The 22,782-nt window shown below is 55.9% G+C and carries 18 protein-coding genes and 1 pseudogene; 10 read left to right on the top strand and 9 right to left on the bottom strand.

Translation table 11 applies throughout. The annotated features are described in order from the left end of the window. Positions 1-13: 13 nt before the first annotated feature. Positions 14-424: an acyl-CoA thioesterase gene (locus tag MW898_RS11770; protein WP_248907430.1), complete on the top strand. Its 411-nt coding sequence runs from the start codon at positions 14-16 to the stop codon at positions 422-424. On the opposite strand, the gene MW898_RS11765 is transcribed toward MW898_RS11770, so the two are convergent. After that, complete coding sequence (locus tag MW898_RS11765; protein ID WP_248907428.1) at positions 400-3,030, bottom strand: ATP-dependent DNA helicase; 2,631 nt, start codon at positions 3,028-3,030, stop codon at positions 400-402. The two genes, MW898_RS11770 and MW898_RS11765, sit on opposite strands and share 25 nt — an antisense overlap. Before the next feature lie 309 nt (positions 3,031-3,339). Between MW898_RS11765 and MW898_RS11760 the strand changes: the two genes are divergently transcribed. Then, the gene (locus tag MW898_RS11760; protein WP_248907426.1) at positions 3,340-4,935 is read left to right on the top strand and encodes a BCCT family transporter; all 1,596 of its coding nucleotides are present in this window, start codon (positions 3,340-3,342) and stop codon (positions 4,933-4,935) included. A 107-nt stretch (positions 4,936-5,042) separates the two neighbouring features. Here the strand turns inward: MW898_RS11760 and MW898_RS11755 are convergent, their stop codons facing one another. From MW898_RS11755 to MW898_RS11740, 4 genes are all read right to left on the bottom strand, one after another. Then, on the bottom strand, positions 5,043-6,263 hold the full coding sequence (locus MW898_RS11755) for an outer membrane protein assembly factor BamB family protein (protein WP_248907424.1): 1,221 nt from the start codon (positions 6,261-6,263) through the stop codon (positions 5,043-5,045). A 646-nt stretch (positions 6,264-6,909) separates the two neighbouring features. Then, positions 6,910-8,085 (bottom strand): hypothetical protein, encoded by a 1,176-nt coding sequence (locus MW898_RS11750; RefSeq protein WP_248907422.1) that lies wholly within the window; start codon positions 8,083-8,085, stop codon positions 6,910-6,912. Between the two features lie 77 nt (positions 8,086-8,162). Beyond that, the gene (locus MW898_RS11745) at positions 8,163-8,996 is read right to left on the bottom strand and encodes an MBL fold metallo-hydrolase (RefSeq protein WP_248907420.1); all 834 of its coding nucleotides are present in this window, start codon (positions 8,994-8,996) and stop codon (positions 8,163-8,165) included. A 128-nt stretch (positions 8,997-9,124) separates the two neighbouring features. Next, entirely contained in the window at positions 9,125-9,460 is a 336-nt protein-coding gene (locus MW898_RS11740; RefSeq protein WP_248907418.1) for a hypothetical protein, read from the bottom strand. Between the two features lie 234 nt (positions 9,461-9,694). Between MW898_RS11740 and MW898_RS11735 the strand changes: the two genes are divergently transcribed. The 6 genes from MW898_RS11735 (at position 9,695) to MW898_RS11710 (ending at position 16,807) form a co-directional block, all read left to right on the top strand. Continuing rightward, the gene (locus MW898_RS11735; RefSeq protein ID WP_248907416.1) at positions 9,695-10,255 is read left to right on the top strand and encodes a DUF6789 family protein; all 561 of its coding nucleotides are present in this window, start codon (positions 9,695-9,697) and stop codon (positions 10,253-10,255) included. Between the two features lie 235 nt (positions 10,256-10,490). Beyond that, positions 10,491-11,183 carry a hypothetical protein gene (locus MW898_RS11730; RefSeq protein ID WP_248907414.1) on the top strand — a complete coding sequence of 231 codons (693 nt, stop codon included), beginning with the start codon at positions 10,491-10,493 and terminating at the stop codon, positions 11,181-11,183. Between the two features lie 120 nt (positions 11,184-11,303). Next, positions 11,304-13,076: a spermidine synthase gene (locus tag MW898_RS11725; protein ID WP_248907412.1), complete on the top strand. Its 1,773-nt coding sequence runs from the start codon at positions 11,304-11,306 to the stop codon at positions 13,074-13,076. Further along, complete coding sequence (locus tag MW898_RS11720; RefSeq protein ID WP_248907410.1) at positions 13,073-13,591, top strand: DUF2617 family protein; 519 nt, start codon at positions 13,073-13,075, stop codon at positions 13,589-13,591. Before MW898_RS11725 ends, MW898_RS11720 begins: the two co-directional genes overlap by 4 nt. Positions 13,592-13,644: 53 nt before the next feature. Further along, complete coding sequence (locus MW898_RS11715) at positions 13,645-14,613, top strand: DUF8108 domain-containing protein (RefSeq protein WP_248907408.1); 969 nt, start codon at positions 13,645-13,647, stop codon at positions 14,611-14,613. A gap of 70 nt (positions 14,614-14,683) precedes the next feature. Beyond that, entirely contained in the window at positions 14,684-16,807 is a 2,124-nt protein-coding gene (locus MW898_RS11710; RefSeq protein ID WP_248907406.1) for a pentapeptide repeat-containing protein, read from the top strand. Between the two features lie 25 nt (positions 16,808-16,832). Here MW898_RS11710 and MW898_RS11705 read toward each other — a convergent pair whose 3' ends face one another. After that, positions 16,833-16,979, bottom strand: a complete 147-nt coding sequence (locus tag MW898_RS11705; RefSeq protein WP_248907404.1) for a hypothetical protein — start codon at positions 16,977-16,979, stop codon at positions 16,833-16,835. A 60-nt stretch (positions 16,980-17,039) separates the two neighbouring features. Beyond that, positions 17,040-19,817, bottom strand: coding sequence for an ATP-dependent helicase (locus tag MW898_RS11700; RefSeq protein WP_248907403.1), 2,778 nt, complete (start codon positions 19,815-19,817; stop codon positions 17,040-17,042). Positions 19,818-19,880: 63 nt separating this feature from the next. Between MW898_RS11700 and MW898_RS11695 the strand changes: the two genes are divergently transcribed. Further along, positions 19,881-20,672 (top strand): MBL fold metallo-hydrolase, encoded by a 792-nt coding sequence (locus MW898_RS11695; protein WP_248907401.1) that lies wholly within the window; start codon positions 19,881-19,883, stop codon positions 20,670-20,672. Positions 20,673-20,906: 234 nt separating this feature from the next. Here the strand turns inward: MW898_RS11695 and MW898_RS11690 are convergent. Then, a pseudogene (locus tag MW898_RS11690) lies at positions 20,907-21,956 on the bottom strand (RNA-guided endonuclease TnpB family protein). Positions 21,957-22,000: 44 nt separating this feature from the next. Then, the gene (locus MW898_RS11685) at positions 22,001-22,204 is read right to left on the bottom strand and encodes a hypothetical protein (RefSeq protein ID WP_248907399.1); all 204 of its coding nucleotides are present in this window, start codon (positions 22,202-22,204) and stop codon (positions 22,001-22,003) included. A gap of 8 nt (positions 22,205-22,212) precedes the next feature. Here MW898_RS11685 and MW898_RS11680 point away from each other — a divergent pair, with 8 nt between their 5' ends. Then, complete coding sequence (locus tag MW898_RS11680; protein ID WP_248907398.1) at positions 22,213-22,767, top strand: GNAT family N-acetyltransferase; 555 nt, start codon at positions 22,213-22,215, stop codon at positions 22,765-22,767. The last annotated feature ends 15 nt before the right edge of the window (positions 22,768-22,782 follow it).

The raw sequence follows: 22,782 nt of genomic DNA, 5'->3' as shown, positions 1-22,782 counted from the left end.
GTAGTTCGTGCCGATGAGTCAAGAGCCGTTCACCACGGACATCCCGGTTCGCTATCGAGATCTCGACACACAAAATCACGTCAATAATGCTGTTTACGGAACGTATCTCGAACAGGCCCGGGCCGCGTACATTGCGGATGTTCTCGGAGAGGCGATTGATCAGTGTGCAGTCGTCCTTGCGCACATCTCGATCGATTTCCGTACACCGGTGACGCTTGCTGACGAATCGGTGTCCGTCACGGTTCGCGTTCCTGATCTGGGTACGTCGAGCATTCCAATGGAGTACGAGATTCGAACGGGAGACGGCGTCGCAGCGACAGCCGAATCCGTGACGGTCGCCGTTGACGAGGATGGTGGGCCGCGTTCTCTTCCTGAGGAGTGGCGCGATCAAGTGACTACCTATGAATCCCTGTCCCAGAACTGATTGAGCGCGTAGTCGAGCATGTCGGGGCTGACGGTCGTGAACTCCGTCCGTTCACTCGCAGAGAGATAGGTGTTCACCGAGCGAGGGGCGTCCGGCCGGTAGCGTCCATCGAGGAGAATCCGCGTTCCGACCTCACTGTGTCCCCGAAGCACGCGACCGAGTGCTTGCCGTGTTTTCCGAACCGCTGGCACCTTCACGGCGTACTCGAATCCACCGTCTTCAAATTCGCGGTCGTAGGCGTTTATTACGGCCTTCATCCGGGCGTTTGCCGTGTTAGCGTAGGGGACGCCAACGACAGCGGCTGTATGGAGTCGACTTCCCTTGTAATCGATGCCCTCGGTGACTGTCCCGCGCGCGCTTGTAACGAGCACCCGATCGGTGCCATCGTCTTGAAAGAATCGTCCGAGCATCGCATCGGTCGTTCCGCTCTCGGATGAACGATCGCACAACACGGGCTTGGTAACGTGTTCTCTGAGGTGTGTGACCGCCCACTCCGCCTCAGCGTAGGAAGGGAGACAGAGGAGGATGTTTCCGTGACTACGCGCGACAGTCACGATCGCACTCGCGTGTGCCTGCCGCGCGCGTGTCATCGCATCGAATGCAGCTGACGGTGGGCCGCGGTTCCGATACGTGAACGCCGGAAGATCAACGATCCAACTCGCCCGGTTCTTTCGCGGAAACGAGAGTCCGTATCCCGTCGTCTCGATGCGCCGGCTGTCGGTTTCTTGTTCAGCCCCATGCGTGGCGTTGGAACCAGAGGCCGAGTTAGTCGTGGAATCCGACGTGGATGTCGAATCAGATCCAGCGAGGTGATCGAGACCACTCACTCGCAAATAAACGTCGAACGGTTCGAGCGTTGCCGACATCAGCACGCCTCCAGCGAGATCCTCGAAGATGGTAGCGAGCGGATCGTGTGGGATGCAATTGTACAATGAAAGGGCACCGTTGTACGCACTGACCCAATCGGGGAGTGTCGTGTCGGCGGGCTTTTCCGCGTATTCGAGCTCGATTTCCCGGAAGTACGTTCGTTCATCGGCTAATCCCCACTCAAAGAGCAGCATACCGACGCCTTCCGAGACAGGTGTACGATCGGTTTGGCTATCAGCCTCGTGAATCGCGCCAACAGCGCTCCCGATGGTGCGCATCCGTCGCCACACGTCGTCATCGAATGTGGACCCAGCTGCCTCTGTGAGTCGATCCACCGCAACCGTTTGTGGATCTCTGAGCGGGATTTCGTGATCGTCCGTCGGTAGCGATCCCTCGCGGAACCGACGCTGCCAATCGCCGTACTCCTCGTGCAGAAACGACGACACCTCCTCGTCGATCGCCTCAATGAGCCACTCGATGAACTGCTGGCCAACCCGAAGGTCGCTCGCTTTGAGCCCATCGTAATCGGAGAGCACTGATTTCGCCTGCCGTTGATGTGCCAGCGGATCGGCTCCCGGCTCACCACCTGTTCCGGACAGATACTCGCGGGCGAGCGCAATGTCTCTGTGAGCCGTCCGGAGCGCGTGCAGACTCAGCGTATCGGACAGTAAATCCCGCACACGCTCTTCGAGCATGTGCGCTTCATCGATGATGAGCACCGTTCCCTTATCGAGCACACCGGCTTTCTCTCCGGTGAGACGACGCGTCATCGGATCGAAGACGTGGTTGTAGTTACCGATGAGTACGTCGGCTTCGCTCATCAGAGACGCCATTGCCTCGTGCGGACACGTTCCCCGCGAGACGGCAGCCCGAACGATGGTCTCGCTGTCGAGCACGCTGGTCTCGCTTTCATCGAATCCGAATGGAATCCACTCTTCGTCTGCGAAAAAGCGCGCGTAGAACGGATCGAAATAGCCCGCATCGGCTGCCGGTATTTCGTCTGATGCGTAGATGTCGAGCACATCACGAGTGTGTGGCGGCGATTCGGGGTATGGTGCGGTCGCTCCAGCCGTTTCGAGACGAGGGCCATCCGACTCCGAAACGAGCTGACAGAGTGCTTTCGCACGGACTGGATCGTACCACGTAGTGTCTTCGTCGCGTTCGCTTCGGTGTTCTGGACACTCGTGTGATCCGTACGAGAGCCGATCACACCCGCTCTCGTCGCAGGTGTTGATTCGACCATCGAGATCACCGGGGGCGATATCGAGTTCGAGCATCGATTCGCGGCTGATGAGACTTGCCGTCGTTTCGCGCATGTCGCTTGCTGCATCGTGGACGCTTTTCGCGTCGGACAACTGCTCCTCGCGTGCGTACGGAAGCATATCGCGTTTCCCGACCATAACGAGCCCAGTGATCGGCGTCTCTCCATCCTCTCGGTTGTCGTTGATGGCTCGTATTTCGGTAACGAACTGCTTCAGCTGCTGTTTGACCGGCGTCACGGCCATCACACGATCCGCATCGCCGTCAAGAACCGTCTGTACTCCAGCAGCGAGCGCGATGAGCGTCTTTCCCGTCCCGCATGCACCTTCGAGAAGAAGATATCCCTGATCCCGACACACGTCCAGCGCGCGCTCTACTCCGTCGACTTGCTGTGGATACGGATCGAACGGAAACAGGTCGGCCCACTCTGCGTCAATGGACACTCGCGGAACCGTCCGGTCACCGATGCTGTCACTCACTACACGTGGTTCCCGCGTCCGAATATATAAACTGCGGGCTACGCGGCGGTGTCAGTCATCTGTTGATTTTCAGTGTATCGTGTCCTGATATGCGCTCTCTACGAAAGAGCGATAGCATCAATATGGCGATGTTTGGGTGTGAAAGACTCCCCATTCGTCACTGTGACAACGGGTTTTTCAGTGTTCATCGATTGGATGGCGGGTACACGCGTGACGTGGAATACTGATAGTGGCAGTGACGACCGCTCCATCGATCGTGATCGTTCGGCCAACCACACCACTAGTTACTCTCATTCAAGGTGATTACTGATGCGAACGTGGTTCTTCTTGGGTCTTGAAGAGACCTCTTGGTCGGAGAAAATCCTGTTCTTTGTAACGATGGCAGCAATCCTCGCGTTGGGTGTCATCGGAGTTTTCTCTCCATCGCTACTGAGCGCCACTCTCACCGGTGCGAAGGCGTGGGTTCTCACCTATTTCGGTTGGTGGTTCATCCTCCTCGGATTCGTCCTTCTCATTATCGTCTTCGTCTTTATCTTCTCTCGGTACGGGCGTCTTCGAATCGGTGGCCCGAATGCTGAACCCGAGTTCGGGCTGTTCTCGTGGCTTTCGATGGTGTTCACTGTCGGTTTCGGTGCTTCCATCCTCATTTGGGGTGTCGCCGAACCCATCTCGATCGTCCAGTCGCCGCCACCGAAGCCCTCGCCCGTCCCCGGTGCGTCCGTGGAGTCATTGGCGCTGGCGTTCATGTTCATTCATGAGGTCTTTCCCGGTCTCGCAATGTGGTATCTCCCGGTTGCGATGGCGTTCGGGATCATCGTCTACACTCACGGTGTCGACGAGTACAAAATCAGCTCGATGCTCACGGGTATCGTTGACGAAGATCGCATCCCCGGTCTCTATTGGCTGGTCGATCTAGCGGCCCTCGTCGCGACCGTCGGGGGGATCTCGACAACGCTTGGCTTCAGCGCACAGACGATGGCCGCCATCCTTAGTCGTGTTTTCCATCTAGAGGCGACACTCCTCACCTACGCTGTCTTTGCGCTCATCGGTGTCGTCTTTCTCGGTGACGTCTGGCTCGGACTCAGACAGGGAATCCGTAACGCTGCCCGTGCGACGATGGTGTTCATCGTCGCTTCGATGGCGCTGCTCGTCGTGGTCGGACCGACGCTCTACATGTTTGAGCTTGGCTTGGACGCGACAGGCGTCTGGCTCAGTGAGATGCTTCGACTGTCGCTGTACACCACACCAGGATCTGAAAGCAACTGGGCGGCCAACTGGACCGGTTTCTGGTGGGCGTGGTGGGCTGCGTGGAGCATCTTCGTTGGTAGCTTCGTTGCTCGCGTTTCGAAGGGACGTACGCTCCGAGAGATGTTCGCCGTCCTCGTCGTGGCTCCGACGTTTCTCACGTGGATTCAGCACTCGCTCATCGGTGGTTGGGTGCTTGCCCCCGGCTATCAGGGGCCTGTTAGTGAGGCGATGGCAGCAGCCGGAAAGCCAGCCGCCATCGCAAAAGCGCTCCAGATCACACCGCTCGGAACGGTGCTCGCAGTGCTATTCGTCTTCGTCATTGCAGGGTACATCGTCACGTCACTCGATTCGGCTGTCTTCATGATCTCGGCGATTACGCTTGGGAACGAGAATCCCAATCCCAGAAACCGTGCGTGGTGGGGCGCGTTGCTCGCGTTCTTCGGGATGGTATCGCTCGAACTGGAGGAGTTCAGCGCCATCGAGTCGCTCTCGGTCACAATGGCGCTTCCATTCTCGCTGTTCTTGCTCGTCATCCTCTACGGAAGCTACGCCATCATCAGCGAGCATGGACGCGACATCGATGCATACGACAGCGAACATCGCACGCTTATCACCCGCGACTCTAATTCTGATTCCGCGGCCACCGACGACGACTGAGTTCGATCGTTGCGCTGTGAAAATACGTTCCTCGATGCTGTTGCTGTTTTGGTCGCGCCCATTGCTGTTTGTCCGCATGACCGACACTCGGTGTACAATGGCTCGGTTTAGTTATACTGTTTGAGCGCGATCAGTTCGAATGTGCCATCGTCGGCTTGTACGGGTGCGAAGATCCGTCCATTGCCTACCGCCATCCCCGGACCGACATGTCGTCCGACATCGGCCGTCCAGCGTTTTGTACCGAACCGAACGCTGGAAATTCCTACTCCCCCTGACGATGCAAGCGCGAAAATGCGTGGTCCACCGACGTAGAGCGTTTCGTCGATGATTGTCGGAGCGCACGAGACGAAATCTCCCAATTTGGTCGACCACTGCGTCGATCCCTTTCGTCCGCCGAGCGCGACGACACCACGACTCGACGTTACGTAGACCGTCGACGTCGTTGCGACGAATCCGCCCTGATACAGCCGATCGACGTAGGTCTCCCACTTAATCCGGCCGGAAACTGGATGGAGCCCGTAGACATACTCGTTGTTACAGCCGACAAAGACCCATCGGTTGGAGAGAGCTGGCGGGGAATCACAGCCTTCGGGGAGCTTCGTCCGCCACAGTCCTTTGCCGTCTTCCCCAAAGCTGTACACTTCCCCGGACCGGGTCGTGGCAATGATGAACGGCGAGCGGACCGCGAGCGTGTTCGTGACGGGGCCGAACACATCCTGTTGCCAGTGTGACTCGCCGGTTTTTGCATCCAATGCGAAGATCTGTGCCGCTTTCGTTCCGAGATAGAGCCTGTTTCCGCTCGTATCGAGCGTCGGTGTCCCAGAAACGCCGCCGATTTCTTTCCCGCCGAACGTCCACAGCTGCTCACCCGTTTCCGCATCGAGCGCGACGATACTCTGTGGGCCGTTTGTAATCCCCAAATAAACGACACCATCACGCACTGTTGGTGCTGTGATCATCTGTGCATCACTGGTAGCGCTGGAATACGTCCACAACTCATCGCCTGTTGCTACGTCGTGGACGCGAAGGACAGTCCGATCGGCCATGTACACCCTGTCGTTCGCAAAGACGGGCTGGCGAACCGGTGTTTCGATCGGGAGCCGCCACGTAATCGTCGGCTTCTCTATCGGTGCGGTTCCCGTTGGCGAGTATCTCGAGTTTGCCTGATCGTGACCAACCGTCGGCCAGTCCGACTGTACGTTCGATGACGCGCTCGAATTATTGGATGATGGGTTGGACGACCCCACGCACCCAGCAAGCGCGCCACCCACACAGGTCCCAAATGTAGCGAGAAACCGTCGCCGAGAGCGCTGATCGATGGTGGGCATCTACTGTCCACCTTGCTGTAGAGATGATATAACTCCTCTCACCTGTCTCGGTAGTGCATACCAGTCACACCCAATTTCTATCGCGCGCGCACGACCATATCGCCACTTCCACAGCTCTTTTCCAGAAAAATCCTCTCGTATCACTGTGTCACGCTGCGAGACAACAGATTCTCGATGCTGTCTACGGCAATCATCACGAGTCTCGTGGCCGGACTCGATCGTTCCGACAGCAGAATAACGATTGACTGCTCCGACAATCATGTGGAATTGTTAGTGAGTCGTCGAAAAGAAACTACTGCAGCACTATCGATTGCCCTTTCCTTCCTCGTGCTATCGGCGACGAGGAATCTTCTACGGGAGCAGAGAGACGATTCTTTGTGTCCGTACTGCATAGCTACTACTGACACGAGCTGATAACGAGGGAAATACACTGTCTGTTCCTACTGATACTACCTCATTCCCACATCGATAGGGAACTCCCTGATAATAGTAAATGTATTATTGGAATTAATATTTTATGTGTCGGTTGCGTACTTCCCGGCAGAAGTGAAGCTTTGGCTTGGACCGAAATAGTCCCTAGAGTTGGAACTGTTAATACGGCTGCTCGAATGGGGAGCGAGTTCCCGCATGCTCATTAGTCGCACGGCTATCCGTCGAAGACGGACTGCATCCGCTGGCGGAAACTTGCAAGGCTATCGAGTTCTGCACGAATGCTTTCGACGTCGTCCTGTGTTGCCGTGTTGTTGTCGAGTCTCCTGACGCGCGATTGCAGTCTGGAGACATCTGAGGACACCGACTCGATGTCCGATTCGAGCGCCTCTATGTCCTCAGACAGCGTATCTGCGTACCCAGTGAGCGAATCGATATCGCTTGTAAGCGTATCGACATCCGTCGAAAGCGACCCGATGTCTGCCGAAAATTCGTCGACTCTGTTCGAAAGGTCGGCGGACAGTTCGTTGGTCTGCGTTTCGAGAGAGTTCACTCGAGGACTGAGGTTATCTAGCTCTTCTCTGAATTCGGAAAGTATCTGTTGTGCCTCACCGTTCTCATCGAGGAATCCTTGTAGTGCATCCGTATACGCGCGCAGATCACTCACATCGGCTTGGAGTCGGCGAATGCGGGCGTCCATGCTGCTATCACCCTGCGACCCACCTCCTCGCTGATCTCTCGACGGCGGGGGTCTCGTTTCGATCTTGAGGTGCTCGCGCAGTGTTTCGAGCGTCTGATCATTGACTTCACCAGCCCTAATCTCATCCGCCAACGCTTCTGCGACGCTTTCGATGGCTGGATTAGATGGTTGCGTCTGAGTCTGGTTCTGGTTCTGGGGTTGGGGCTGTGCTCTTCCACCAGCGCCCATTCCAGCGTTTGCTCCGACGCCCGCGTCCAGTCCGTGGACATCATCGCTCTCACCGGCGATCACTTCACGGACGTGCTGGCCCGTGTTGTCTCCGAGGATATCCGACGTCGGATCGAGGATTTCAACCTCTGGTTCGACGAGGAACTGGTTTGCGGTGTCTACGTAGATATGTCGAAGTCCGTAGACGGTAACGTACTCCTCGTTTGGATCGAATGGTCGCTTGAAGACCACACTGTGGTCTTCAACGGACCAGTATTCGCCACCGTGCTCGGGGTGAAAGCCGATATGAGCGGGATCCACCTCCTCGGGCAGCGTATCTTTCATCCGGAGCGTGATCGGATCATCGCGTTTCGAACTGATGGTGAACGCGATCGCCGGCACCGGGAATTCATCGGGCTCAAATCGTTTTTCTACTGTAACGCCGCCTGACTCGGCGATAACAGCCTCTGACTCTGCCGTACGCATCGTTGCTCTAATGCTACGTCTCCCTGCGCATAAATCTAGTCCGTTTCAATTAGCGCGAATTTTGCCGCCTATCCTCACTAACCACTAACACGAATCGAATCACCAATTACAGCAATTTCGAGATTGTGTGGATACGGTACTGTACTGTTATGATATTCGAGGGTCGTGGGGTCTGCTGTCAATCCCCGCCACATGTCCCAATGTGTAGGAATAAGTCGGTTGAGGTGTAACTGATTTGCCGCGTTGATGATTTCGTTCTCATCGCTGTACCACTTAGTTCGCGTGGGCTCACCAGTCTCTTTATCCGGGATCATTCCGACGCTTCCGAACGCGAGGGCACCAAGATCGATGTCGTAGGCTGCACCCACCTTCTCGAATGCTGTTCCCGGTCTGGCATCCCCCCCGTGGAAGAACGTCCATCCATCGTATTCGATGACGTACGACACCGGATGCGTTGCATCAGGATCGTTCGCTGGCTCGACGTGAACAGTAAGTCCGCCAATTTCGATCGTGTCCCCTTCATTCACTTCGACGAAGTCGCCTTCAAGTTGGTATTTCTCCTGCCAGCTTTCGTTCTCGACAACTGCGAGGCTGTCACCGGGCGCGTAAAAATTTGCCCCAGTTGCCGACAACAATGGGCCCTGACTCGGTCCGTGAACGTGATCTGTGTGTTCGTGCGTCGCAAGGACGGCATCGGCAGCACGAACCGCTGTCGGATCGAATGGGACAGGTATCATCCGTACTGTCCGAGGTGGATCTCCCGTTCCGAGATACGGATCGATGAAAACCGTCGTGTCGTCGCTTGCTTTCACGACAAACCCATTGCAACCAAGATACCAGACCGTCAGATCCTCGGGTGTCGTCGACTCGATTTCTCGGAGTAACCAATCGCCCCAATCGCTCTGTGACATACGCACTGTTGGGCCGCGTCTCGTCCTAAACGCTCCGGAATCAAAATATCGATAGCGCACTATCGCACAAGAATTTCCGAACGTCGACTCGCCGTAAACTCCGCTTTTGATACCTCTCCGATTTGCTTCTACTGCGACACGCTATAGGTGTCGATGCTGTCGGGGTGGATATCGAGGCAGATTCCTTTTCGATCTGGCGTGACTGTGTGGGTCGTCGTTGTCGTTGCACCGTACCGCAGCGAAATCGTCAGCTGGTAGGTACCGGTCATCGGAAAGACGCTCCGACACGTCAGATCTCCTCCGCGGGTGATGCTCCGCTCCGCGACGAACACCGTCTCATGCGCTTCGTCCGTGACCTCAATGGTCACATCGCGCTGCATCAGATCGTAGTTGGTAACGCGAAGGTCTGGAATCGTGCGGGTAATTGGCGGCCAGGTCCGACCCCGGCAGCCATACTGGCTCATATCTCTCTCCTCGGACCACTACGTAAATAGACTTCTGGCCGTTTTCAAAAATAAAATACAAATTTAATCTGATGAAATACATTGGCTACCCTGCTCATCACGCTTATCCACTGTTTGCTATGCATGTCTGAATGTTGGGATACGACAAACCACAAGCCAGAGACAGCTTGTATCATCACTGAAGTAAGTGTAAGAATTCGTATGTTCATCTTTTTCTTTATGCGTGTTGTTACCATGGATATGGTCGTAGATGAGAATGAAAAGACGACGACGTCGGAGGGTGGAACGACGACCGTCGCGGACGTCGAAAAGACAACATTAACTGAAACCGGGACCCCGGATGAGGAACTTGCAGCGATCATCAGAGACGGTGTCGTGGGTGCCGCCGGTGGATTGGTTGGGACGGCGCTCATGACCGTCGTCCTTTTCGTTGGAACCGCACTTGGAGGATTCGATCCATCGAGTTTCGAAACGCTTGCAGAACTCATCAATCTCGATGCGTTCGCGCCAGGGGTTCCCATAGGATATGTCATCTTTCTTGGCGGTGGGATGACGACGTGGCCGCTGCTTTTCGCATCGGTCGAAGGGTATCTGCCAGGGAAGACAATTCGCCAGCGTGGAATTCCGTTCGGTACGGTGCTCTGGACGGGCTTCGTCATCGCGTTCTACGAGGGCTATACCGGCACTGCACTGTACGTCTATCTCGTGTGCACGCTCGTTGCACACTGGGTCTACGGCTTCGGTCTCGGTGCGGTGTTTGATTACCTCGGGAACAGACCAGACACACTTGTATAATCCATCGACAAATCAATAATTTTCAATTTTCTCGCGTCCGACTGATGTTTGTACTTGACTCAAATTTCTTTCCTACAACGGCGGAATCGCTTTGATGGCGTTTTCCGACAGCAGTCACAGGTTTTCGTGAACGCTGCTTTTCGGCGGTTGGCATCCGCTCCAATTGTTCGGTGGATAGGTCATCATTCGGATGGGTTCGATACGGTTTTATTTGTCGAACGTGTTGATAATGGGTATGTATCGCCGCAGTTTCATCACTGCAACTGGTCTCACAGCCCTGACGGCCCTCGCTGGCTGTTTGTCTGATAACTCCCCTCCTCCCCGAAGATCGAACGTCATCGAACGGATTGAAGCGACCACGAATACGATTCGCATTGATCTTGCAGATCAGGGATGGGTCAAATCTCGATACGATAGTACCGGTAAACTCCGTGATCCGCCAGATCTAGACGCCCTTGCTCCGGTCGGTGTTGCAGAGGCGAAGGGTGGCATATTCGGATCCGGTGGTGGACGGGGTGCGACAGGACGTGCCGCCGGTGGGCACGCCAGTGCACCCAAAACTAGCCATGGCTGGGCGTGGTGGCACGGGGGTGTGTACGCTAATGATTGGTACGACGACCACGACGACGAGATCGAACAGTACGACGTTCACCTCCGTGAAGTCGGTGTCAGATATTTCGGATCCAATGATGAATACGAAGATGATCGTCCCGGTGCGGGACCGGTCGCGTGGGATCGCGTATACGATTCGCCGGACGATGTCGTCAAACACCCATTCGAGCTCACAGGATGGTATCGCGTTGGGGTACACATCGCCGGTACGACTGTCAATCAGGACTTTGGGTGGGAATGTTTCGATTTCGAAGTCGTTCCGGACCACCCCGGATACGAGATAGCGAACAAGTGGAAAATCTCTCCACGGATCTGACCGTGAGCGTCGATACTGTGATTCGGTTTGGTTGGCACCGATTCCGGGTCTCGGACGTGACCAATTCGCCAGCGACGCTCTGCGCTCCGATCTGACACCAGTAGTGCTACTCATCAATATATGCAGACTACCACTGACTCACGAGCGCTCGTTCTACTCGTAATCACGTTTGTCGTCTCCTTCTGCAGCTTTGCGTACGAGTTCGTCTATTCTGAACTGCTGACGGTGATGTACGGCGGGACAGTGACGCAGTACGTCATCACGGTCGGGTTGTACTTTTTCAGTCTCGGTGTTGGATCGGCGCTTTCTGACGACCTCAGCGCTGATCTGCCGTCGAATTTCTTTCGAACCGAGGTGTATCTCGCGGCTGTCGCGCCCGCAGGGTTCATGCTTATCGTCCTTCTCAACAGCATCACGATACCTGCATGGGTACCATACGGGCTCATTTGGGTGCTCGCGCGGCTCCCGGTGATCGTCGTCGGGTTCCTCTCTGGATTCGAACTTCCCTTGTTGACGCGGATGGTCGATGCGGTTGACGCTGATTCGATCGCAGACAAGCGCTCGCCGTTTGCTGCTCTGTTCGACCGCCTCTTCGCACTGGGACGGTGGTGTCTGAGTGGATTGTGGCACACTGGCACTGCGGAACCGCGAAGCGGGCTGTCTATTGTCCTCGCGATGGATTACATCGGTGGACTGGCTGGTGCGGTCATTTACGCTCGCGTCTTGTACCCTCGCCTCGGTCTCGTCCCGACGATCTTCGTGCTGGCGCTACTGAACGCAGCAACAGCTCTCGTGTTCGCCATCCGATTCGGTACACAACGGAGTGATTCACACGCGCATCCGTCTCTACCTTCGTCGTCATTTACGTCCGTCCGTCACGAATCGCGGGTCTTGCTGGTCGTCTGTTTGCTTCTCACCGCCGGCTACGCTGGGGCTGTTGTCCAGCACGAACGTCTCGATCATCAGATCACAGCGCTCTATCTCGAACAACAGTACGAATCCGAGTATCCCAATCAGGCGATGGACATCGAAATCACACATCAAGAAACGACGAAATATCAGCATCTCGTTCGCTACCAGCGGACGTGGACTGGTGCCGGCTCGAATCCGTACTTTACTGGAACGACTGAACAGTGTCTCCGTCTCGGAATGGCAGTACAACTGTGTGACAGCTGGGCTGATTCGTACCACAACGGGCTTGTGGATGTTCCCATGTCACTGTACGAGCACGCTCCTGAAACAGAGGTTCTTGTTATCGGCGGTGGCGATTGGATAGCGATCGATCACCTCAAGGCGTACAACGTCAGCGTCGATCAGGTAGACATCGACCCGCAGTTCATGCAGCACACGAAACGAACGCCATTTTTCCGTGCGCACCACGACGACGCCTACACGTACTCTCGGTTGAACACAACGGTTGCGGACGGATATTCGCATCTTCAGCAGACGAATCGAACGTACGATCTCATCCTGCTCGATATTCCAGGTGCAACCGACGATGATCTTCTCAAACTGTACTCAAAGGAGTTCTTTCAGCAGCTCAGAACCCATCTCGAAGCAGATGGAGTGGTTGGCGCGTGGGCGTACTCTTCGTATGCGTATCCCCAGCATCACAAGGCGTACGTCAACACGGTTCGTGCTGCTGGCTTCTCCCAGTGGCTCCCGTACTATGCCTTCGAGGACATCGATACCGACGGAAAGACCGAACGCATCGAACGCTTTCACCTCCTTGCTCCGGGGAATCGTCCCCCACTCAATTCTGATCGGACAGCGTACGTCCGGCAGTATTCAGAGCGCTATGAAACGGTTCGATGGCGGTCGGTCCCGCGCTATTCCGGCGTGCGGGTCAATTCGATCTTTCATCCGAACTACGACATCATCATCGACACATGACGACACCGACACCGACAGCACTGTATTTCGTCTACACACCGACCCCTCCGAACCTCGATCATTTCGAGGTAAAACGAGTAGCGTCGACCGAAATTCTCGGTCGGCCGGCCACCCTGACTGTTATCGGTGAATCACACTGCATCAGTATTCGAGCGCTCGGCGTTCACGAGCTCTGTTCGTGCAAGCCCCTCCCTGCTGAGACGATGCACTGTCTCCCCCTGACCGAAGCGTTAGCACAATCGTTCTCTGCCGAGACCGAACACTGCTCGGTCTCGACCACCATCGAGACGCATCCGCTCGACTCATTTCCAGATGAGCACAAACAAAACGCAGACGTTTCCTACCGATTCGGTCCCGACGCGTGGACGACGATCATCGTCGAGGAGGATGCCTACGAAACGTATCACACCTATCCCGAGTGTGATCTCACGCTGTATACTCAGACACGACTCCAGACCGAACCAGCTGATAATCCAGATCGTGAATGTCCTTCGATTGATGTAACTCACCAGTAGAAATAACAGATAAAAAACTAACTGATAAACCGATTAAACCCAATAGACAATCAATGAGTGATTCTTCACCACAATCGACAACATACAGCGGCGATGTCACTTTTACCGGCTCTCTCGAACCACCGATCGAGATGACAGATCCGGACGACGTGTTCATCCAGATGCACGGAGTCAGCGGCGACCTCGCTGTGAACAACGCGGAGAATGTATTTACGCATTCTTCGAATGAAAACGAGGTTGCAGTGACCGATGTCGAAACGACAGTCCGCGGTGAGCTGGAGGACGGATACGTACAGGACGATGGCATTGCGGGCGATCTCCGTCTCACAGATGGCGAAGATGTGTTCATTCCTGTCCACGCCGTGTCTGGTGCGCTCGGCATTGGCGGCGCAGAGAACATCTATTCGGAGACGGATGTCGATGTCCCCTCAGATCCGAGCGTCTACGATGCGTCCCCGACCGGGTGGCGTCAGTCCGCGACGGTCAGCGATCCCGACACGGGCGTCTACGTCACCGGCGCACGCCACACAGTTGAGGTCGATCGAACGACGAACGATATCGACATCTACGTCGTCGGCTACGGCCACGAGATAACAATCGAAGGACGAGCCGCCGCCGTAAACGTGTGCATTCTCGGATACGAGAACACCATCCGAATTGGTTCGCGCCTCTCTGTTGAAAATCGTACTGAGACTGGATTCGACAACAAGGTGATCGATGAGCCGTACCCAGTCGAGGACCTCATCGAAACCACAAAGCAAGCGGCGTACGACGACGCTGGATTCGGACGGCACAAAACAACCTATCAAATGCCAGCGAGCGACGAGGAGTGGTGTCCAAACTGCGGAGCGGCGGCCGATGCGATCGTCGAGCGCCACCATGTGGATGCGTGGTTTTTCTTTGGCTATCCGATCAAGGTCTACGGCAAGAGCATGAATCCGGCGATGGAGTGCGAACACTGCTCGATGAACGCGGTTCAGAATACACTCACCGAACAAGAACGCAAGAACGTGCTCGGATGATGCACTGACCGAATGGCCCCGATTGCTTTCAAAATGTTTTTACTATTGATTTGTTTTTCTGTGATAGTTTATGACCGAATCGGCGACCACAGACGACAGCTCACTTCTCGATCTATCGCCCGCGGAACGCGATGAATACGGGATTACTGCTGCAGACGTGCAGGAAGAACTGCTGGATGTGATCGTGCACGACTCGGCGGGCAAAACTGTTTTCGTCGATTGTACGCTCCCCCGGATCGATCTCGACTACCAAACTCTTGACAGTGAAAGCAAACACCCTGTTATTTTTCGAAACTGCACGTTTACGGACGGAATCAGCGCCGTTCATGCCGATATCAAGTTCCCGCTCCGCTTCGAGGAGTGTACAATCAGTGATGCGTCATTCGATCGAGCACGCTTCGAGTACGATCTGACAGCCACTCAGTCTACATTTGTGGGTGCTGTTACGGCGTACGAAGCTCGATTCGAGCGCACAACGGATTTCACTGAGACGACAATCAGCGGACGGATGAACTGCGATGAAGCCGCGTTCGGTGACGAGGCACGATTCACTGATGTGACGTTCGAAGGCGAGACATCGTTCCGTGCCGCCAGCTTTTCCGGACGGTCCAATGATCTCGATGACCACGCGAGCTTCGAACGGGCCGTCTTCACAGCCAAGGCCGACTTCCGGCAGTCAGACTTTCAGTTTGCGCGGTTCGATGACGCGACGTTTCACGAACGCGCGCAGTTCGAAGCCGCGCGCTTCGATGGTGATGTTGAATTTGCGACGGCCACGTTCCACGGAGAAGCGGATTTCGATGAAATTGATTTTAAGCAGGACGTTTCGTTCGACAGCGCCGAATTTCGATCCGATGCCGTCTTCCGGGGGACCGAGTTCGAGGGTGGGGCGCGCACGCTCAAAGACGACGCTCGATTCGCCGGTGTCCGATTCGATGGTGACGTGAATTTCCGAGACGCGTGGTTTCGGTACGTCAACTTCGATGGCGCTACTTTCGGTGGCCATGCGATGTTTGAGCGGGCATGGTTCGACGGGGACGCCGATTTTACGCGTGTCACACTCGAACGCGAGGCGAACTTCGATGAAGCACGGTTTCACGGAGACACTGACTTCACCGAAGCGCGCTTTGAGCGATCGACTGTTTTTCGAGGAGCTGAGTTCACCGGCGAGACGAACTACCTCAAAGCGAACGTCTCCTTCGAGCGTGCCCTGTTCGCTGCTGCTGCGGATTTCGACAACGCGAAGTTTACCTCGGCAAACTTCAGCCACACGCAGTTCGGCGGCGTCATCGACTTCTCTGGTGCGGAGTTCGCCGACAGCATCGATTTCTTGGCTGAATCGATCGACACCGACACGCACGTCGATTTCACTCGCGCGGTCATCAAAGGGGGGACGATCACCCAACCGGCGGCCAACTGGGTTGGATACGATCTCACACTGGCAAGTCTCGGCGATCTTACGCTCGAAGTTGTCGATCAGGCCCAACACCCAGACCTGCTCGATTACTTCCGATTCTGTAACACGGAGTTCGACGAATTCGATGGCAACCAGTTCGACTTTACAGCGCACACGCGATCCCTCAGCCGGAACGACTGGAAGCTACATACGTTCGAGGTCGAGGAGAACGCGATCGAGTACGAGTACGCCCTCGACATGACTCCAGACGTCGTAGAGACGACGTACCTCAAAGCGAAAAACGCGGCATCCAGTGCTGGGTACATCAAAGCAGCCGGAGAATTCCGCGTAAAGCGACAGCGATACGCCCGAAAGAAACATTTCGATATCGCCCGCACGAGCACAGAAGACGCACGAACCCGGTTCAAGAATCTGAGCCGCGCAGCAGAGAATTACTTCCTCGACATTACGTGTGGCCACGGGATGCGGCTCGTCCGGATTATCGCCGTATTCCTGATTGCACCCTTTTTCCCAGCACTCCTGTTTGCGTTTGGTGGTGAGCTGTTCCGGACGAGCGCTGGTCAGCTTGAATCGCTCCGACAGCTCACGACCCCAGAAGGCTTAGCGATTCTCTACGATAATATCCACTTTAGCTACATCACCTTCCTCACGATCGGGTACGGCGGGATCGCTCCCGAAGGAACACTCGCTCGGCTGTTTGCAGGCGTGGAGGTGTACGTGAGCGTTATTCTCGGAGGTCTCGTCCTCTATGCGCTCATCAAACGCTCTGAGCTATAGAATGAACCGAGACACACCAATGCAGTCAATCAAACAGGTGCGTGGTCTGCTGGACGTAGGCAGTGCTGTTCCAGCTTCGGACTCGGCTGATTTGACCGAGTAGATTCTCCGAAGTTTCTCTGGAGAGATCGCCGTGAACGACGAATGCTTTGAGCAGTCGTGGCGTCGTCATACAGAAGTATCACTATCCCTCGGCCAGCGATAAACGGGGGTCCGCAGTCGGATTCGGCTCTTACATCGAGTCTCCGTCTTCGATCTCGCGCAGTACTCGTTCGTGAAACGAGCGCAGCGTTTCGTATTCGTCTTCTGCGATCACCGCGTCGCTCGCCATGAGCGTTGCGAGCCCGAACGCTCGCGGCGTCGGTGAATCGACCCGCTGGCTGTGTACCATCAGTTCCTCGCGCTGTATCTGTCCGAGCACGTCCTCTATGGCTTCCACAGCGAGCTTATCCTCTATGATCTCGCGGTACGTCTCCTCCATGACGGCGAATTCCGGAAGCTGATCGGCAAAGCCGAGGAGCATCTCACTCGATACCTGCTGTTGGTTTGCCGATTTCTCGTGTCCCTTGTATCGTTTCAGGATCATCAGTGCACGCGTCGCATTGATGCGGAAATAACGCTTGAGGAGATCCGTTCCATCGAGTGCATCTCGGAGCTCAGTGCGTACCTCGTCCGGTTCAATGTGCTCGATGATCCCAACGAGATCGATCTTCCGATTCAGCGGCATCGAGAGCGTGAATCCATTGTCAGCGACAGCGCTGGCGATATCCTCTGTGGTCGTCTGTGAACACCGGTGAATAAGCAGCCGCGACAGTCCATCGTTGAACCGTCGGCCGTAGTTCGAGTGGATGTGGTAGTAGCGCCGGTACTCCTCGCGGTCGAATTCGATTTCGATGGACAGTCGTGACTCAGTGCTAATACTGTCCGGGCCAGCGTAGCGAAACTGCTGGTCGAACAGCCGTGTAATCGCTCGAACGCTGTTCTCATCGAGTGGGAACTCCCGTTTGCGGAGCCATCTGCGCACGGCCGGCGGTCCTCCCTGTTCCATCGTTTCGAGAAGCTCGTGCTGGAACGCGAGAACTTCACCCCCGAGATCGTAGGAAAGCGGGAGGCGTTCGGAGTACCACGACGGAACCGTCGGCCGCTTTCCAGTTGGATCGACGTATACCTTCGATCCGCGACGATACCGATACGCGTAGTGGGAGCCACCAAGGACGAATACATCACCCGCATCGAGTGTGTCGAGATACTCCTCGTCGAGCTGTCCGACCCACTCATCACCGTCTCTACTGACTACATTGCAGGTGAACGAGTCGGGGATCGTCCCGATGTTCGTCATGTAGATGACGCGTGCGAGCCGTCCGCGTTTGCCGATGAGTGTCTCTCCAACAGGATACTCCTCGTAATGGTATTCACCGTCGGGTGGATCATTCGTGTCGCGCCAGATCTTCGGGTAGACATTTCTGTCCTCCAACCCGTCGTATCCACTGGTGAGGTAGCGAACGAGTGACTCCCACAGTTCGTCGCTGTAGTTACGGTATGGGTACGCGCGCTGGAGGACAGCGCGGACCTCCGCTTCGGGGCGAATCTCGTTGATCGCCATGCCGTAGACGTGTTGTGTGGCGACGTCCTGTGGATTCTCTGGGATGAACACCCGATCGACGAATCCGCCTTTCGCCTTCCTGAGCATCACTGCGCATTCGATCATCTCATCTCGATCGAGCGCGATGACCCGTCCAGTAACGGTCTGTCCGAGGCGGTGTCCGGCACGCCCGACTCGCTGGAGGAGTGCAGCGACTGACTTTGGCGAACCGACCTGTACCACGAGATCGATGTCGGGCATATCAATTCCCAACTCGAGACTCGTCGATGTCGTGACTACATCGAGCGCTCCGTCCTTTAGCTTCTCCTCGATCTTCCGGCGCTTTTCTGCACCAAGCGATCCGTGGTGGCAGCCGGCATTTTCGTCGGTGTAGCCGTACCGCTCTTGCAGATTGTACAACACCCGTTCTGCCCCGGATCGAGTGTTGGTGAACACGAGAGTGTTCGTATGCGATTGAATGAGATCGTGCAACTGATCGTAGAAGCGATCCGTGAGTACGTCCGGTGAGGTAGCAGTGAGATCCGCTGTCGGACACGTGAGTTCGAGATCGAACTCGCGGACGAACCGTGCATCGACGATTTCGTACTCTCTTGGGGTGCCGTCCTCACGTCCGACGAGAAATTCGCCCATCGTCGAGAGCGGTTCGATGGTCGCAGAACACCCGATGCGCGTCGGTTGGGTCTCACACAGCTCTTCTAACCGTTCGAGACTCACCGCAAGATGGGTTCCGCGTTTGTTGCGAGCAAGACTGTGGATCTCATCGACGATGATGTATTCGACCGTTGTGAGCTTCTCTCTGAACTTCGGCGCGTTGAGCAGGATGGCGAGCGTCTCGGGTGTGGTGTTGAGGATGTGCGGCGTTTCTTTGAGCATCCGCTGGCGTTCTGCATCGTCGGTATCGCCGTGGCGAATCGCGTGACGAATCTCGATGTCGTGGTCGCTCCGTGCGGCAATCCCGTCGAGCGGTACTTCGAGGTTCCGATGGATGTCGTTTGCGAGCGAGCGCAGCGGTGAGACGTACAGACAATAAACGCTGTTTTCGAGCCCCGATTCGCGCTCGCGGCGGTATAACTCGTTGACAATGGCGGTGTGACTGGCGAGTGTCTTTCCACTCCCCGTCGGGGCGCAGATGAGCGCATTCGTTCGATCGTGGATGAGCGGAATGGCTTCCTTCTGTGGTGGCGTGAAAAATCCACCGTTGTCGGGAATGTATTCGCCAAACTGCTCGACCCACCACTCTTGAACAGCGGGCTCCAGCAGATCAAAGGCCGCCCAATCATCGATCTCGACGGCTGACGGATCAAACTCGGACTCAGACGCAGACTCGGAACCGGATTCAAATTCAAATTCGAACTCGAACTCGAATTCGTACGAGAAATCCTCGTCGGCGAACACTCGTCTCCCCATCGACTACCCGTGCTTTGAATCCTGGCGGTAAGTTGATTCGCCTCGCACTGAAACTGAAACCGTATGTACGTTACGTTCCTCGGAACGGGGAGTGCGCTCCCGACTGGCGAGCGATTCCAGACCGGTCTGTTGCTCGAACCCGACGCCACGAGCGAGCATACCACGTCTACTGGTTCTGAGCGTTCAGAGCCGCTCCTCGTTGACTGTGGGAGCGGTGTGCTCCACGCTCTCTCTCGGACCGATGTCGGCTACGAGGGCATCTCGACCGTCCTCCTCACTCACCACCACCTCGATCATGTCTCGGATCTCTTTCCGCTCATCAAGGCGCGCTGGCTCGCAGGTGAGGAGGACCTCGAGATTGTCGGCCCGCCCGGAACTGACGATCTCGTTGATGGTCTCCTCTCTGTTCACGAGTACATGCAGGATGCGGTCGATCTCACTGTCCGCGTGATCGAGCCGGGATCGTTCTCGCTCTGTGGATACGACGTGCGGGCGATGAAGACGCGACACTCCATGTACTGTCTCGCGTATCGGTTCGAGGAGAATGGTAACGTCTTCACGTTCAGCGGAGATTCGGAGGCATTCGACGATCTGGCAGCGTTCGCCGATGGATCTACTCTGCTCGCACACGACTGCTCGTTTCCCGACGAGATCGACGTATCGAACCATCCGACACCGTCGCAACTCGGAGAAACGCTGGACGGACAGGATATCGACCGCGTGTTCCTCACGCATCTCTACCCGCACACCGACGACCGACACGAAGCGATGCTCGACTCGATCGGCAAACACTACGAAGGTGAGGTTCAGTTCGCGCGTGATGGACTGCGAGTCGCTGTTCGATCACACGATTGACATCCCCCCGCCCTAAAGGGCGAGGATTCCACGAAGTGGATATTCAGGTTGCGCGTTTCCTCGGGTTCAAGTACGCTTTCGCGTGACCTGTCGAAGGTTGCCACCGAGTTGTGACCAACGGTGTGCGTTACAGCGCGTCCAGCCCTGTCAATGGGGCCTTCCTCCCTGTCATCTACAGGCGTCACCGACGGCTGGCTATTCAACCAGCGAGGTAGCACGGTTCGACTCGTCCCATTAGCCCGTGCATGGTTCTCCCTCCCGTTGTGCGATATTCTCCGAAGCGTTCAGGTCGGCGTGTCGTCCATGGTTGCACTCCGAACAGGAAAAGTAGTCGCCATCACGGGTTCTCATCGAACCACACGCCGAACATCGCTGGCTGGTGTGGTAGGCGTCAACCTTCTCGACGCGAATGCCTGCGCGTTCGGCTTTGTATGTGATGAACTGTTGGAGTTGATGGAAGTGCCATGAGTGAACGCCCGACCACGAACTATTCTCACGGACACCTTCGAGGTCTTCCATCCGAATGACGGGGTTCTCGAACTGTTCCGCGAACGTGATGAGACGACGGGAGAGTTTGTGATTCAGATCTTTGATTCGACGCTGTTCTTTGTCACCCACACGGTTGCGTGCGCGAAGCGCACCCGCTTCCGAAAGCGAATCGCGTAGGGAACGATATTTGCGTCGAACGTACTTCGCCTCACCACCCGACACCAGCATAGACTCACCTTCACCGTAGGCCGTCACAGCGAGGATATGCCGTTCACCAATATCGATACCGATGGGCGTCTCACCCGACGTGTCGGCGTCGTACTCGGCGTTGAACGTACAGTACCAGTCGTCCCCACGTCGGTACACTTGAAGCCGTGTCTTCTTGGCGTCCCCTTCGACCATTCGGTCTACGGGGTCGGCAATCTCGTCGTACACTTCGATAGGCGTGTACTATCATTGAGAGACGCACGGGAAGCCGACGACGACTGTGCCGTTTTCGGTCGTGTCGATTTCCCAATTCTGGTTGTTGACGGCGAACGGTTGACTCTCTCGGTAGCGAACCTCTCCGTCCTTGGTGTGGTCGGATTTCGCCTCTCGGATGGCTTGGTTCTGAATAGCCGAGTAGAGGTTGTTGTCGATGCTGGCAGTGGTCACGGACTTCCCGAAGTCGCCATTCTCCCATCCGTCGATACAGAATTGCTTGGTGTCACGGTAGAGGCGAGTAGCGCGTTGCCACTCTTTCCTCCGTGAGAGGGATGGGTTGTGGAACTTCGCGGTGACAGTCACCGTGACCATTACAGCTGTAATTGAATACGCTATCTTAAGAAACTATTAGAATATCAGGCCATGCTATCGACGGTGGTTCGTGGAAGGTAGTGTCGGATCCATCCCCGCGCTAAAGCACGGGGCTTTCTCCTTGCACTTCCGTAATCTCCCTTACAGTCGACTCGGTCGTGCTCGTCGTGGGTGATGACCACGTGCGACTTGTGGTGAATGACAGCAGAATACACGCCCGCGTCAGTGTTTTCCCCGCCAAGTAACATGATGCAGTATGCCAGGACCAATCTTTCTGGAGGGAGAAACGATAACCCTCCGACCGGCAGAAGAAGCAGACATCGAATTCATCCAACGCTGTATGAACGACCCTCGTGTCTGGCGTGCCGCGCTCGATATCAACCCGATGAACCGCAAGCAAGGCGCTGAGTTCTTCGAACGCGTGATCTCAGATGCAGATGGCGTGCAGTGTCTCGTCTGTGACGGTGCGGAACCGCTGGGAATCATCTCACTGACGGGATCCCAGTACGGGCCGGATGAGACGGTTCGATCGCGTGCTGCAGAACTCGCCTACTGGCTCGCGCCCGAACATCACGGCCAAGGGTACGGTTCCGACGCTGCCGCGCGTATGATACAGTACGCGTTCGAGGATCGGAATCTTCGGCGAGTGAGCGCTCGTTCTGGTAGTTTCAACGACGCTTCAATCAATCTGTTAGAGTCGCTGGGATTCGAGCACGAAGGCACACTCCGGCAGGCAGCGTGGTTCCGAGGTGAGTACCACGATATCCACTGGTACGGACTACTCCGCGAGGAGTGGCAAGAGAGAATGTAGATTCCATCTCCGCTG

Source organism: Halocatena marina, from assembly GCF_023276375.1.
GTDB classification, from domain to species: Archaea; Halobacteriota; Halobacteria; order Halobacteriales; family Haloarculaceae; genus Halocatena; species Halocatena marina.
The sequence above is the reverse complement of the archived record's forward strand: the minus strand, read 5'-3'. Positions and strand labels throughout refer to the sequence as shown.

Bases quoted from the DNA above. Each gene is read 5' to 3' on its own strand.
- MW898_RS11770 (WP_248907430.1), top strand. From the start codon at position 14: ATGAGTCAAGAGCCGTTCACCACGGACATCCCGGTTCGCTATCGAGAT.
- MW898_RS11760 (WP_248907426.1), top strand. From the start codon at position 3,340: ATGCGAACGTGGTTCTTCTTGGGTCTTGAAGAGACCTCTTGGTCGGAG.
- MW898_RS11755 (WP_248907424.1), bottom strand. From the start codon at position 6,263: ATGCCCACCATCGATCAGCGCTCTCGGCGACGGTTTCTCGCTACATTT.
- MW898_RS11750 (WP_248907422.1), bottom strand. From the start codon at position 8,085: ATGCGTACGGCAGAGTCAGAGGCTGTTATCGCCGAGTCAGGCGGCGTT.
- MW898_RS11745 (WP_248907420.1), bottom strand. From the start codon at position 8,996: ATGTCACAGAGCGATTGGGGCGATTGGTTACTCCGAGAAATCGAGTCG.
- MW898_RS11740 (WP_248907418.1), bottom strand. From the start codon at position 9,460: ATGAGCCAGTATGGCTGCCGGGGTCGGACCTGGCCGCCAATTACCCGC.
- MW898_RS11735 (WP_248907416.1), top strand. From the start codon at position 9,695: ATGGATATGGTCGTAGATGAGAATGAAAAGACGACGACGTCGGAGGGT.
- MW898_RS11730 (WP_248907414.1), top strand. From the start codon at position 10,491: ATGTATCGCCGCAGTTTCATCACTGCAACTGGTCTCACAGCCCTGACG.
- MW898_RS11725 (WP_248907412.1), top strand. From the start codon at position 11,304: ATGCAGACTACCACTGACTCACGAGCGCTCGTTCTACTCGTAATCACG.
- MW898_RS11720 (WP_248907410.1), top strand. From the start codon at position 13,073: ATGACGACACCGACACCGACAGCACTGTATTTCGTCTACACACCGACC.
- MW898_RS11715 (WP_248907408.1), top strand. From the start codon at position 13,645: ATGAGTGATTCTTCACCACAATCGACAACATACAGCGGCGATGTCACT.
- MW898_RS11710 (WP_248907406.1), top strand. From the start codon at position 14,684: ATGACCGAATCGGCGACCACAGACGACAGCTCACTTCTCGATCTATCG.
- MW898_RS11705 (WP_248907404.1), bottom strand. From the start codon at position 16,979: ATGACGACGCCACGACTGCTCAAAGCATTCGTCGTTCACGGCGATCTC.
- MW898_RS11700 (WP_248907403.1), bottom strand. From the start codon at position 19,817: ATGGGGAGACGAGTGTTCGCCGACGAGGATTTCTCGTACGAATTCGAG.
- MW898_RS11695 (WP_248907401.1), top strand. From the start codon at position 19,881: ATGTACGTTACGTTCCTCGGAACGGGGAGTGCGCTCCCGACTGGCGAG.
- MW898_RS11685 (WP_248907399.1), bottom strand. From the start codon at position 22,204: ATGTTACTTGGCGGGGAAAACACTGACGCGGGCGTGTATTCTGCTGTC.
- MW898_RS11680 (WP_248907398.1), top strand. From the start codon at position 22,213: ATGCCAGGACCAATCTTTCTGGAGGGAGAAACGATAACCCTCCGACCG.